The 14,327-nt window shown below is 34.4% G+C and carries 10 protein-coding genes; 2 read left to right on the top strand and 8 right to left on the bottom strand.

Going from position 1 to position 14,327, the window contains the following annotated elements; all coding sequences use genetic code 11:
• Positions 1–79 precede the first annotated feature (79 nt).
• Genes KO515_RS09695 through idi form a run of 3 tightly spaced genes read right to left on the bottom strand, consistent with a single transcriptional unit; the run spans position 80 to position 1,990 of the window.
• Complete coding sequence (locus KO515_RS09695; RefSeq protein WP_215936164.1) at positions 80–1,042, bottom strand: type I phosphomannose isomerase catalytic subunit; 963 nt, start codon at positions 1,040–1,042, stop codon at positions 80–82.
• Positions 1,043–1,052: 10 nt separating this feature from the next.
• On the bottom strand, positions 1,053–1,463 hold the full coding sequence (locus KO515_RS09690; RefSeq protein WP_215936163.1) for a 6-pyruvoyl trahydropterin synthase family protein: 411 nt from the start codon (positions 1,461–1,463) through the stop codon (positions 1,053–1,055).
• A complete protein-coding gene (gene idi, locus KO515_RS09685) occupies positions 1,463–1,990 on the bottom strand; it encodes an isopentenyl-diphosphate Delta-isomerase (RefSeq protein ID WP_215936162.1) in 528 nt (175 codons plus the stop codon). The genes KO515_RS09690 and idi overlap by 1 nt, the downstream gene beginning before the upstream one ends.
• A gap of 304 nt (positions 1,991–2,294) precedes the next feature.
• On the opposite strand from idi, the gene KO515_RS09680 reads away from it, so the two are divergent.
• Together KO515_RS09680 and KO515_RS09675 are read left to right on the top strand one after the other, a co-directional pair.
• On the top strand, positions 2,295–3,884 hold the full coding sequence (locus KO515_RS09680; RefSeq protein WP_215936161.1) for a peptide chain release factor 3: 1,590 nt from the start codon (positions 2,295–2,297) through the stop codon (positions 3,882–3,884).
• A 141-nt stretch (positions 3,885–4,025) separates the two neighbouring features.
• The gene (locus KO515_RS09675; RefSeq protein ID WP_215936160.1) at positions 4,026–4,256 is read left to right on the top strand and encodes a (4Fe-4S)-binding protein; all 231 of its coding nucleotides are present in this window, start codon (positions 4,026–4,028) and stop codon (positions 4,254–4,256) included.
• Positions 4,257–4,562: 306 nt separating this feature from the next.
• Here KO515_RS09675 and KO515_RS09670 read toward each other — a convergent pair whose 3' ends face one another.
• The 5 genes from KO515_RS09670 to rplJ all read right to left on the bottom strand — a co-directional run bounded on the left by KO515_RS09670 (position 4,563) and on the right by rplJ (position 14,308).
• Positions 4,563–4,886 carry a DUF3467 domain-containing protein gene (locus tag KO515_RS09670; protein WP_178984588.1) on the bottom strand — a complete coding sequence of 108 codons (324 nt, stop codon included), beginning with the start codon at positions 4,884–4,886 and terminating at the stop codon, positions 4,563–4,565.
• Positions 4,887–5,013: 127 nt separating this feature from the next.
• A complete protein-coding gene (gene rpoC / locus KO515_RS09665; RefSeq protein WP_215936159.1) occupies positions 5,014–9,315 on the bottom strand; it encodes a DNA-directed RNA polymerase subunit beta' in 4,302 nt (1,433 codons plus the stop codon).
• Positions 9,316–9,418: 103 nt separating this feature from the next.
• Positions 9,419–13,231, bottom strand: coding sequence for a DNA-directed RNA polymerase subunit beta (gene rpoB / locus KO515_RS09660; protein WP_215936158.1), 3,813 nt, complete (start codon positions 13,229–13,231; stop codon positions 9,419–9,421).
• Positions 13,232–13,353: 122 nt separating this feature from the next.
• Complete coding sequence (gene rplL, locus KO515_RS09655; protein ID WP_215936157.1) at positions 13,354–13,728, bottom strand: 50S ribosomal protein L7/L12; 375 nt, start codon at positions 13,726–13,728, stop codon at positions 13,354–13,356.
• A 58-nt stretch (positions 13,729–13,786) separates the two neighbouring features.
• Positions 13,787–14,308 (bottom strand): 50S ribosomal protein L10, encoded by a 522-nt coding sequence (rplJ, locus tag KO515_RS09650; RefSeq protein WP_092469063.1) that lies wholly within the window; start codon positions 14,306–14,308, stop codon positions 13,787–13,789.
• Positions 14,309–14,327 lie beyond the last annotated feature (19 nt).

The following is a 14,327-nucleotide window of genomic DNA, read 5'->3' as shown; positions in this document are numbered from 1 at the left end:
AATTATTTTTAATAATAACCGCAAAAATACTAAATCCTTTTAGTTATTCGTTTGTCAATGTTACTTTTTATCTGAAGTTTTAAACGTAAACTTCTAGGAGTTTTGCGTAATTCGATTTTAATTTAAAATTTTTAATATCTGCGGGCATCAAAATCGTTTCACCCTTAGGGATTCGTTCACTAAAACCCGCTGCTGAAACTTCAACGTCTCCATCTACACACATGTAAATCATAAAAGAATCGTGTGTGTTTTCTATGTCAATTTCAGAGGTTAACTCTATAAAATTGGTTGTAAAGAAAGGACAACTTACCATGCCATTAGATACATTCTTTTCTTTTGGATAGTCGATCCTAAAATCATTCTCCATATCAAAATCAAAAGCATCTATAGCAATATCATTATGCAACTCACGTGCATTGCCTTCATCATCCACACGATCCCAATCGTACACACGATACGTCACATCACTAGTTTGTTGAATCTCTGCTAACAATACACCAGCTCCTATAGCATGAACTCGTCCGGCTTCAATAAAATAGGTGTCACCCTCTTTTACAGTATCAAAATTTAAGATTTCGGTAAGTGTATTATTTTCTAAGTGCTTTAAATACGTTGCTTTGTCAACCTCACCTTTAAATCCAACAATTAAATTCGCATCCTTATCGGCTTGCATCACATACCACATCTCGGTTTTACCAAACGAATTGTGGCGCTTTTTTGCTAATTCATCATTTGGGTGTAGCTGAATACTCAAATCCTCTTTAGCATCGATAAATTTAATAAGCAAAGGGAATGCATTACCAAAACGCTTCCAATTTTTTTCACCTAAAAAATCAGATTTATAGGTATTAACTAATTGTTGAAGTGATTGTCCTTTTAATTCACCGTTATCAACAACAGAAACATCATTAGGCACCGTACTAATCTCCCAACTTTCTCCTAGGTCTTTAGAATTAGAATCTTTATTAAAATATTGATTTAGTTTTTCACCACCCCAAATTTTATCTTTTAGGATAGGTTGGAATTTCAACGGATATAACATGTCGCTTTAATTAATTTCCCGAATAGGTTACAAAGTTACGAGGTGTTTCATACAACGTAATTTCGAGATGAAATTTCGGGTTAAGTTTTGGTTTAATTTTATGGTAAATCACCACTGCGATATTTTCTGCAGTAGGGTTGAGATCTTTAAATTCAGGCACTTCAACATTTAAGTTCTTATGATCAAAAGCGTCTTCAACTTCTGATTTAATAATATCTTTTAAAATTTTCACGTCAATAACAAAACCTGTTTCAGGATCAATTTCACCCGTGACACTGGCTATTAATTCATAGTTGTGCCCGTGAAAGTTTGGGTTATTACATAGACCAAACACGGCGTCATTCTTTTCAAAAGTCCAGTCCTTTCTATACAGCCTATGTGCTGCATTAAAATGTGCTTTTCTATGTACAGTAACCTTCATTATTGTTTATTGATATTTATGAATTCATAGAATTTTTCAAATATAATTTTGAACCAAGCTGTGTAAAGTTGTGGGTGTTCCGCAATATCTGCTTTTACAGACTCAAGTGACATCCATTTCCAATTGGCCACTTCCTCTGGATTGATGTTTGGATTATCATTATAATATCCAACCATAATATGATCGTACTCATGCTCTGTTAATCCATTGTCAAAGGGTGCTTTATAGATAAACGACGTTTTTTCTTCTAAGCTGGTCACAAACCCCATTTCTTCTTGTAAACGTCGTTCGCCAGCTTGTAAATTACTCTCACCGTCCCGTTGATGACTGCAACAAGTGTTGGTCCACAACCCAGGAGTATGATATTTATGCAAAGCACGCTGCTGAAGCATCAATTCATTTTTATCATTAAATATAAATACGGAAAATGCACGATGTAAAAGTGCTTTTTCATGCGCTTCCATTTTTGGCATTAATCCAATTTTATTATCATTTTCATCTACTAAGATGACTTGCTCTTCTATCATGCCGTAAAAATACCAAGTAAAACTTTAAAAATACATTAATGTTTTCATAAAAACTATAGAGAAGATGTTGTGAACCTTATTTAAATTTTATTCATTAATATAGTATCAATAAATCATATTTAACACTTCCTTCCTGTGTTATCATACTATTTACATTCAAAATTGAGTAAATTATTTTCAGGAATATTCTCCTTATATCAACTAAAATTTAAAACATAAATTCAATTGTTTCTTCAATATCCTTTATATCATCTATTCTAATTATCCTTAATAATAGTATCTTCGCAGTCATTTTAAATTTATTATGAGTTTTATAACAGAAATAAACAGACGACGCACCTTCGGAATCATTTCACACCCAGATGCTGGTAAAACAACATTAACGGAAAAACTACTTCTTTTTGGTGGAGCCATACAAGAAGCTGGTGCCGTAAAGAGTAATAAGATAAAAAAAGGAGCTACAAGTGATTTTATGGAAATTGAACGCCAGCGTGGAATTTCTGTAGCGACCTCTGTTTTAGCTTTTGAATATAATGGTATAAAAATAAATATTCTTGATACGCCTGGTCACAAAGATTTCGCTGAAGATACCTTTAGAACTTTAACCGCTGTAGATAGTGTTATAGTCGTAATTGATGTTGCTAAAGGGGTTGAGGAACAAACTGAAAAGTTAGTCGAAGTTTGTAGGATGCGGAACATTCCTATGATTGTCTTTATAAATAAGATGGATAGAGAAGGTAAAGACGCTTTTGATTTATTAGATGAAATTGAACAAAAACTAGGTTTAAAAGTAGTCCCTTTAAGTTTCCCGATTGGAATGGGGTACGACTTTAAAGGGATTTACAACATCTGGGAAAAGAACATTAATTTATTTTCTGGAGACAATCGAAAGGATATTGAGGAAACTATTGAGATTTCAGATTTAGCGTCACCAGAATTAGACACATTAGTGGGTGAACAAGCCGCAAATACATTACGAGAGGAAATAGAGCTGGTAGATGGCATTTATCCGCACTTCAATAAAGAAGACTATTTAAATGGTGAGCAACAACCTGTCTTTTTTGGATCGGCGTTAAACAATTTTGGTGTAAGAGAATTATTAGATTGTTTTGTAGATATTGCACCAAAACCTAGACCTAAGCATAGTGAAGAACGTTTAGTAAAACCTGAGGAAGATAAATTTACTGGTTTCGTGTTTAAAATTCATGCTAACATGGATCCTAATCACAGAAATAGATTAGCATTTATAAAAATTGTTTCAGGAGAATTTAAACGGAATACACCGTATCTTCATGTAAGACATAATAAAAAATTAAAATTTTCTAGCCCAAATGCCTTTTTTGCTGAAAAGAAAGAGATCGTAGACATTTCATATCCAGGGGATATTGTTGGATTACAGGACACAGGAAGTTTTAAAATTGGAGATACTTTAACTGAAGGCGAAATATTAAACTATAAAGGAGTTCCTAGTTTTTCACCGGAACACTTTAGATACATTAATAATGCAGACCCAATGAAAGCCAAACAGCTTTATAAAGGTATTGATCAATTGATGGACGAAGGAGTTGCCCAATTATTTACGTTAGATTTAAACGGTCGAAAAGTAATTGGTACCGTAGGAGCCTTACAATATGAAGTTATTCAATACAGATTAGAGCATGAGTATGGAGCCAAGTGCACGTACGAAAACCTAAATGTACACAAAGCATGTTGGGTTGAAACTAAAGACCAAAAGAGTGATGAGTATAAAGAATTCCTTCGTGTGAAGCAGCGTTTCCTAGCTAGAGATAAACAAAATCAATTGGTATTTTTAGCTGATTCAATGTTTTCTCTGCAGATGACACAACAAAAATACCCAAGTATTACATTCCACATGACCTCTGAATTTGAATAAGAGGTGTCGTAATTTTAATTGTAAACGTTAAAATACAGTGCGCTTTATCGAAGATTTTTGTATTTTAATCGAATATTATTTAAGTTTACTAGACTAGTAAGAGTATAAAAATAAGATTAACCCCAAACTAATCTACTTATTATGGATAATAACGAAAACGTTTTCAGTAACAGTAAGATTACTGTAACCTATGCACCTCGCTGCTGTACAAATGCAGGATTCTGTGCGAAACAATTATCAAGTGTTTTCAGAAACTCTGTGATTCCTTGGATTGATTTAGAAGGTGCCCAAACTGATGTCATTATCAATCAGATTAACAAATGCCCTTCCGGAGCTTTAAAATATCATTTAAATAAAAAAGAAGTCGCATAAATTTAAGAACTAATCATAAAAAAAGACCTTTGAACGTTTATGTATTCAAAGGTCTTTTTTGTGTCTTAATACCAATAAGAAAAGCCTATTAAGCTTGTCCTGTGGGTCCAAAATTTAATGGTATTAGATGTTGCTCGAAGAAACGTTTCGAGCAACATCCATTTTATTTTTAATACAGCAAATAAGCAGTTAAAAATTTAAGCTTGTCCTGTGGGTCCAAAATTTAATGGTATTGGAGGTTGCTCGAAGAAACGTTTCGAGCAACATCCATTTTATTTTTAATACAGAAATTAAGCAGTTAAAATTTTAAGCTTGTCCTGTGGGTCCAAAATTTAATGGTATTGGAGGTTGCTCGTAATCTTTGATTTCACCATGAGCGTTTTCAAAACGTGTGACGTTCTCACCTAAGGCTTTTAATAAACGTTTAGCATGCTGTGGTGTTAATATAATTCTAGACTTTACTTTGCTCTTTGGAGTTCCAGGCATAATGCTCACAAAATCTACTACAAATTCTGAAACAGAATGGTTGATTATTGCCAAGTTAGAATAAATCCCTTCGGCTATTTTCTCGTCTAACTCAATATTAATTTGTCCTTTTTTATTATTTGGATTGTTTTTTTCGTCTGCCATCGCAAATGTATTTACGCTTCCTTGATGAAGGAAGTCTGATTAATTATTTTTAAAAATATAAAAGCCTTCATGTAAAAATACAAGAAGGCTTTTAATTCATTTATTATTTTGAAAGAAAACTATAAAATTAGTTAAAATTCATTTCTTCTTTAGCTTTCATCATTTCATTAAACTCTTCTCTAGAACCTACGATGATATTTTCGTATTCTCTAACACCTGTACCTGCCGGAATTCTATGTCCAACAATTACATTTTCTTTAAGTCCTTCTAATGAATCTACTTTACCATTTACAGCTGCTTCGTTAAGAACCTTAGTCGTTTCTTGGAACGATGCTGCAGAAATAAATGACTTCGTTTGTAATGACGCTCTCGTAATACCTTGTAATATTGGAGTTGCAGTCGCAGGACTAGCATCTCTTGCAGTTACAAGATTCTTATCTTCTCTACGTAAGCTAGAGTTCTCATCTCTTAAATCTCTAACAGTCACAATTTGACCTGATTTTAAATTCTCTGAATCACCAGCATCTTCAATCACTTTCATTCCGAAAATCTTATCGTTTTCTTCAATGAAATCTGATTTATGAACTAATTGATTTTCTAAGAAAATAGTATCACCAGAATCAATAATTCTAACTTTACGCATCATTTGTCTTACAACAACTTCGAAGTGCTTATCATTAATTTTCACACCTTGTAAACGATATACTTCTTGTACCTCGTTAACTAAGTATTGTTGAACTGCAGAAGGGCCTTTAATATTAAGAATATCGTTTGGTGTAATTGAACCATCAGATAAAGGCATACCAGCTTTTACATAATCATTTTCTTGTACAAGAATTTGACTAGATAACTTCACTAAATATTTCTTAACCTCTCCTAATTTAGACTCAATTATAATTTCACGGTTACCACGTTTAATTTTACCGAATGAAACAACACCATCAATCGCACTTACAACAGCAGGATTAGAAGGGTTACGTGCTTCAAACAATTCTGTTACACGAGGAAGACCACCTGTAATATCACCCGCTTTAGATGATTTACGAGGTATCTTAACTAAAATCTTACCGATTTCAATTTTATCACCATCATCAATCATAATATGAGCTCCAACTGGTAAGTTGTAAGAACGGATCGTTTCACCTTTAGAATCTTCAATCAATAATGTTGGAATCAACTTCTTGTTTCTAGATTCTGAAATAACCTTCTCTTGGAAACCAGTTTGTTCATCAATTTCAACTTGATAGGTAACCCCTTGTTCGATGTTTTCATACTTCACTTTACCAGCAAATTCTGAAATAATTACACCGTTATATGGATCCCATTCACAAATGACATCACCTTTCTTAAGTTTACTTCCATTATCAACATAAATGAAAGAACCATAAGGAATATTATTTGTACTTAAAATGATTCCTGTTTTAGCATCAACCAATTTCAATTCTGAAGTTCTTGAGATCACTACATCTACCTCATTCCCTTCTTTATCTTTAGACTTAACCGTTTTTAAATCTTCAATTTCAGCAACACCGTCAAACTTCACAGTTAATTTATTCTCTTCTGAAATATTTCCTGCAATACCACCTACGTGGAATGTACGTAATGTTAACTGTGTACCAGGTTCACCAATAGATTGAGCCGCGACAACACCAACAGCTTCACCTCGTTGTACCATTTTACCAGTAGCAAGGTTACGACCGTAACATTTCACACATATACCTTTCTTAGCTTCACAAGTTAATGGTGAACGCACTTCTATAGCATCAATTGGAGACTCTCCAATTTTCTTAGCTACAGCATCATCAATATGACCACCTGCTTCTACTAATAACTCTTCAGTTAATGGGTTATATACATCATTAAGTGATGTTCTACCAACAATTCTAGCCGCTAAATTTTCAACAATTTCTTCGTTTTTCTTAAGCGCAGAAACTTCGATACCTCTTAATGTACCACAATCCTCTTCGTATACGATAACATCTTGGGAAACATCTACTAAACGACGAGTTAAGTAACCTGCATCGGCAGTTTTAAGAGCCGTATCCGCAAGACCTTTACGTGCACCGTGAGTAGAGATAAAGTATTCTAAAATTGAAAGTCCTTCCTTAAAGTTCGAAAGAATTGGATTTTCAATAATTTCTCCACCAGCAGCTGTAGATTTTTTAGGCTTAGCCATTAATCCACGCATACCTGTTAACTGACGAATTTGTTCTTTAGACCCCCTTGCACCAGAATCAAGCATCATAAACACCGAGTTAAATCCTTGCTGATCTTCACGAATACGTTTCATTGACAATTCTGTCAATTCAGCATTTGTAGATGTCCAGATATCAATAACCTGATTATAACGTTCGTTGTTGGTAATAAGTCCCATATTATAGTTACCCATAATACCATCAACTTGCTTGTTAGCTGCATCAATCATTCCTTGCTTTTCAGCTGGAATAATAATATCACCTAAACTAAATGATAATCCACCTTGGAAAGCGAATTTGTATCCTAAAGTTTTAATCTCATCTAAGAAATCAGCTGTTTCAGGAACACTTGTCTTTTTAAGAATTCCATGAATAATTTCTCTTAAAGACTTTTTAGTTAATACTTCATTTATATAACCTGCTGCTGCTGGTACTTTTTCGTTGAAAAGTACACGACCAACAGTAGTTTCAATAATTTGCTTTGTTAACTCACCTTCTTCATTAAAGTCAAAAGTTCTAACTTTAATTCCTGCATTTAAATCAACACGCTTTTCGTTATAAGCAATATTTACTTCTTCAGGAGAATAGAATGTTAAGCCTTCACCTTTTACAGTGTAGCTTTCATCCGTCTTACGTAACTTAGTCATATAATATAAACCAAGTACCATATCCTGAGAAGGTACAGTAACTGGAGAACCATTTGCTGGATTCAAAATATTATGTGAAGCCAACATTAACAGCTGACATTCTAAAATTGCTTCTGGTCCTAATGGTAAATGTACAGCCATTTGGTCACCATCAAAATCGGCATTAAAGGCCGTACACACTAATGGGTGTAATTGAATAGCTTTACCTTCAATAAGCTTAGGTTGGAACGCCTGAATACCAAGTCTGTGTAACGTAGGAGCACGGTTTAAAAGCACTGGATGTCCTTTTAAAACATTCTCTAAGATATCCCAAACTACAGGTTCTTTTCTATCGATTATTTTCTTTGCAGATTTTACAGTTTTTACAATACCTCTTTCAATTAATTTTCTAATAACAAAAGGTTTGTATAGCTCTGCAGCCATATCTTTTGGTAAACCACATTCGAATAATTTCAATTCTGGTCCAACAACAATTACAGAACGTGCAGAATAATCAACACGCTTACCTAGTAAGTTTTGACGGAAACGTCCTTGCTTACCTTTAAGTGAATCTGATAATGATTTTAATGGTCTATTAGAATCTGTTTTTACTGCAGATGATTTACGTGTGTTATCGAACAATGAATCTACTGATTCTTGTAACATACGTTTTTCATTACGTAATATAACTTCTGGTGCTTTTATCTCAACTAATCTTTTAAGACGGTTGTTACGGATAATTACACGACGGTACAAGTCATTTAAATCTGAAGTCGCAAAACGACCACCATCTAAAGGCACTAAAGGTCTTAATTCTGGTGGAATTACAGGAACAGCCTTCATGATCATCCATTCTGGTCTGTTTTCTCTGTTTAAATTTGAATCTCTAAACGCTTCAACAACTTGCAAACGTTTTAAGGCTTCAGTTTTACGTTGCTTAGATGTTTCGTTATTAGCTTTATGTCTTAAATCATAAGATAACTGATCTAAATCTATACGGGCTAATAAATCGATAAGACACTCAGCACCCATCTTAGCGATGAATTTGTTAGGGTCTGTATCATCTAGGTATTGGTTTTCTTGAGGTATTGTTTCTAAAATATTTAGATACTCTTCTTCTGTTAAGAAATCCATTTTTTGAATTGGCTCCCCTTCTGCATTCATAGCAATACCTGGTTGAATAACCACATAACGCTCGTAGTAGATTATCATATCTAATTTCTTAGATGGTAATCCAAGAAGGTAACCTATTTTATTTGGTAACGAACGGAAATACCAGATATGAGCAACTGGCACAACTAAGTTGATGTGACCTACTCTATCTCTACGTACTTTCTTTTCTGTTACTTCTACACCACAACGGTCACAAACAATACCCTTGTAACGTATTCTTTTATATTTACCACAAGCACATTCAAAATCCTTTACAGGACCAAAAATACGCTCACAGAACAAACCATCTCTTTCTGGTTTGTGTGTTCGATAATTAATAGTTTCTGGCTTTAATACCTCACCTCGAGATGCTCCTAAAACAGATTCAGGTGACGCCAAACCGATAGAAATTTTGTTAAATTTCTGCACTGTATTTTTATCTTGTCTTCTTGCCATGTTATTTTTGTTACGTTTGGGCAGCTTTTACAAACTGCCCTTAATTTTTGCGATTGTTGTACGGACACTCGCGAGTTGTCCCTACGAAATAATTTCTAATAAATTATTCCTCCAATCTAATATCTAATCCTAAACCTTTCAATTCGTGCATAAGTACGTTGAACGATTCTGGAAGTCCTGGTTCTGGCATTGGCTCTCCCTTAACGATAGCTTCGTAAGTTTTAGCTCTACCAATAACGTCATCTGATTTTACAGTAAGGATCTCACGTAAAGTACTTGATGCTCCATAAGCCTCAAGTGCCCAAACTTCCATCTCACCAAAACGTTGACCACCAAATTGTGCTTTACCACCTAATGGTTGTTGTGTAATTAATGAGTATGGTCCTATAGAACGTGCGTGCATTTTATCATCAATCATGTGACCAAGCTTAATCATATAGATCACACCAACTGTTGCTGGCTGATCAAAACGATCACCTGTACCACCATCATATAAATATGTATGTCCAAATCTTGGAATACCCGCTTCATCTGTGTAGGCATTAATTTGATCTAAAGTTGCACCATCAAAAATTGGAGTGGCATACTTTTTACCTAAATCTTTACCTGCCCATCCTAAAACGGTTTCATAAATCTGACCAATGTTCATACGAGACGGTACACCAAGTGGATTTAATACAATATCAACTGGAGTTCCATCTTCTAAGAACGGCATATCTTCTTGACGCACGATACGAGCAACAATACCTTTGTTACCGTGACGACCCGCCATTTTATCACCAACTTTAAGTTTACGTTTCTTAGCGATATAAACTTTAGCTAGTTTAATGATACCTGCAGGTAATTCATCACCAACAGAGATTGTAAACTTCTCACGTCTTAATGATCCTTGTAAATCATTTTCCTTAATCTTATAATTGTGGATTAGATCCGCAACAAGTTCATTTGTATGGTCGTCAGTAGTCCATTTTCCTGAAGTTAAATGTGTATAATCATCTACAGCATTTAACATCTTTAATGTATACTTTTTACCTTTAGGAATAATTTCTTCTCCTAAATCATTATAAATACCCTGAGCTGTTTTACCATTAACGATGTTGAATAATTTGTCAACAAGAACATTCTTAAGATCATCGAATCTGTTATCGTAAGCATCTTCTAACTTCTCGATATCTTCTTTATCTTGTGCTCTCTTACGTTTATCTTTTACGGCTCTAGCAAATAATTTTTTATCAATAACAACACCATTAAGTGATGGAGACGCTTTTAAAGAAGCATCTTTAACATCACCAGCTTTATCACCGAAAATAGCTCTTAAAAGTTTTTCTTCTGGTGTAGGATCTGATTCTCCTTTAGGTGTAATTTTACCAATTAAGATGTCTCCTGGCTTGATTTCCGCACCGATGCGAATCATACCATTTTCATCTAAATCTTTAGTTGCTTCTTCAGAAACGTTAGGAATATCATTAGTTAACTCTTCGTTACCTAGTTTAGTATCTCTAACTTCTAATGAATACTCATCAATATGAATCGATGTAAATACATCTTCTCTAACTACTTTTTCAGAAATTACAATCGCATCCTCAAAGTTATACCCTTTCCAAGGCATAAAGGCTACTTTCATATTTCTACCAAGTGCTAATTCACCATTTTCAGTTGCATAACCTTCACAAAGTACTTGTCCTCTTTCAACTTTATCACCTTTCTCAACGATTGGCTTTAAGTTAATAGACGTACCTTGGTTTGTTTTTCTGAACTTTACTAAAGGATATGTCTTCGTATCACTGTCAAAGCTAACCATTGCAGCTTCTTCAGTACGTTCGTATCTAATCGTAATTTTCTGAGCATCTACATATTCTACAGTACCAGCTCCTTCAGCATTTATTAATACTCTAGAATCTGATGCTACTTGACGCTCTAAACCAGTACCTACGATTGGTGCTTCAGGACGTAATAAAGGTACAGCCTGACGCATCATGTTAGATCCCATCAATGCACGGTTGGCATCATCATGTTCCAAGAATGGAATTAATGAAGCTGAAATCGATGCAATTTGATTTGGTGCAACATCAGTATAGTTGACACTTGATGGTTCAATAACAGGGAAATCACCTTCTTGACGAGAGATAATTTTATCTGCTAATATTTTACCGCTATCATCAACTTTAATAGTTGCTTGTGCGATTAACATATCTTCTTCCTCTTCAGCACTTAGATATGTCGGTGTATTTTGAATATCTACAACACCATCTTCAACTTTACGGTATGGAGTTTCGATGAATCCCATAGCGTTCACTTTCGCGAAACAAGATAAAGAAGAAATTAAACCAATGTTTGGTCCTTCTGGTGTTTCAATAGGACATAAACGCCCATAGTGTGTATAGTGAACATCACGTACTTCGAAACCTGCTCTTTCTCTAGATAAACCACCTGGTCCTAATGCTGAAAGACGACGCTTATGCGTAATCTCTGCAAGAGGATTCGTTTGATCCATAAATTGAGATAACTGATTTGTTCCAAAGAACGAATTAATTACAGACGATAAGGTCTTAGCATTAATTAAATCAATTGGAGTAAACACTTCATTATCACGAACGTTCATACGCTCACGAATAGTACGTGCCATACGTGCTAAACCAACACCAAACTGAGACGATAATTGCTCACCTACTGTACGTACACGACGGTTAGATAAGTGGTCAATATCATCAATCTCTGCTTTAGAGTTGATAAGCTCAATTAAATATTTTATGATCGTTATGATATCTTCTTTAGTAAGCACTTGCTTATCCATTCCGATATCTAACTGTAATTTCTTATTCATTCTGTAACGCCCAACTTCACCTAAAGAGTAACGTTGGTCAGAGAAGAATAATTTATCAATAATACCACGCGCCGTTTCTTCATCTGGCGGCTCAGCATTACGTAATTGACGGTAGATGTGCTCAACAGCTTCCTTTTCAGAGTTTGTTGGATCTTTCTGTAATGTATTGTGAATAATTGCGTAATCTCCTTGTTGCGCACTTTCTTTGTGTAAAAGAATCGTTTTTACTTCCGCTTCAAGAATTTCTTCAATATTGTCTTTGTCTATGATGGTGTCACGATCTAATACAATTTCGTTACGCTCAATAGATACAACTTCACCTGTATCTTCATCAACGAAATCTTCGTGCCATGTATTCAATACACGTGCAGCTAACTTACGACCGATAACTTTCTTTAATCCAGATTTTGAAACCTTTACTTCTTCTGCAAGGTCAAAAATCTCTAAAATATCTTTATCACGCTCAAAACCGATAGCACGGAAAAGCGTTGTAACAGGTAATTTTTTCTTTCTATCAATATAAGCATACATTACTTGATTGATATCAGTTGCAAATTCTATCCATGATCCTTTGAAAGGAATTACACGAGCAGAATACAATTTCGTTCCATTAGCATGGAAAGACTGGCTAAAGAATACACCAGGTGATCTATGTAATTGAGAAACTACAACACGTTCTGCACCATTGATACAGAATGTACCACTCGGAGTCATATAAGGAATTGTACCTAAATATACATCTTGTACAATTGTTTCGAAATCCTCATGTTCTGGATCCGTACAGTACAACTTCAATCTTGCTTTTAAAGGCACACTGTATGTTAATCCTCTTTCGATACATTCTTCTATTGAGTATCTTGGTGGATCTATAAAGTAATCTAAAAATTCTAATACGAATTGATTACGCGTGTCTGTTATTGGGAAGTTCTCCATAAAGGTGTTGTACAAACCTTCAGTACCTCTTTCTTCTGACTTTGTTTCTAATTGGAAAAAATCCTGGAAGGATTTAATTTGGATATCCAAAAAGTCTGGGTAATCTGTCCTATTTACAATAGAAGAGAAATTAATTCTTTCAGCCTTTTTTGCTAACATTGATGAACGAGATTTTATTAAAATAAAAACTAAAAAATGTATATAACGTTTATATACACAAAAGGGTTTAGGTCTTAGAGTACGACTCTAGACCTAAACCTTGTATTGTTGAATGAGTAAGCTTATTTAAGCTCAACCTCAGCTCCAGCGTCTTCTAATTGAGATTTTAAAGCTTCTGCTTCATCTTTAGAAACACCTTCTTTGATTGCACTTGGTGCATCATCAACTAAACCTTTAGCTTCTTTTAAACCTAAACCAGTTAATTCTTTAACTAATTTTACTACAGCTAGTTTAGAACCACCTGCCGCTTTTAAAATAACATCAAATTCAGTTTGCTCTTCAGCAGCTTCTCCACCACCTGCAGCTGGACCTGCCATAGCTACTGCAGCAGCAGCAGGCTCGATACCGTACTCATCTTTTAATATTGTTGCTAATTCGTTAACTTCTTTTACTGTTAAGTTAACTAATTGTTCTGCGAAATCTTTTAAATCTGCCATTTTTCTATTGTTTAATAATGTGTGTTATAATATAATTTTCTATTGTGTAATACTAGTATTATCCTTCTCTTTCGGATAATGTTTTAACGATACCTGCGATTTTTCCACCACTAGATTTAAGTGCTGAGATAACGTTCTTAGCAGGAGACTGTAGTAAACCTACAATTTCACCAATAAGTTCTTCTCTTGACTTGATGTCTACTAATGCATCTAATAAATCGTCACCAATGTAAACAGACTCCTCAATGAAAGCACCTTTCAATAAAGGCTTTTCAGATTTTTTACGGAATTCTTTAATTACTTTAGCTGGTCCATTTCCTGTTTCAGAATACATTACTGATGTATTGCCTTTTAAAGTTGTAGGTAAGTCACCGAATTCTCTATCCGATGCTTCCATTGCTTTCTCTAAAAGTGTATTCTTTACAACCGCTAATTTTATATTAGCTTTAAAACAGGCTCTTCTTAAGTTTGAAGTTGCTACTGCATCTAATCCAGAAATATCAGTTAAATAGATATTTGTATTATCTGCTAATTGAGCAGTCAACTCTTCAATTACTTGGGATTTTTCTTCTCTTGTCATAATATTCTAAGTTTAACTA

The organism is Winogradskyella psychrotolerans (assembly GCF_018860545.1).
Taxonomy (GTDB): Bacteria; Bacteroidota; Bacteroidia; order Flavobacteriales; family Flavobacteriaceae; genus Winogradskyella; species Winogradskyella psychrotolerans_A.
Note: the sequence above shows the minus strand (reverse complement) of the source record. Positions and strands in the feature narration are given on the sequence as shown.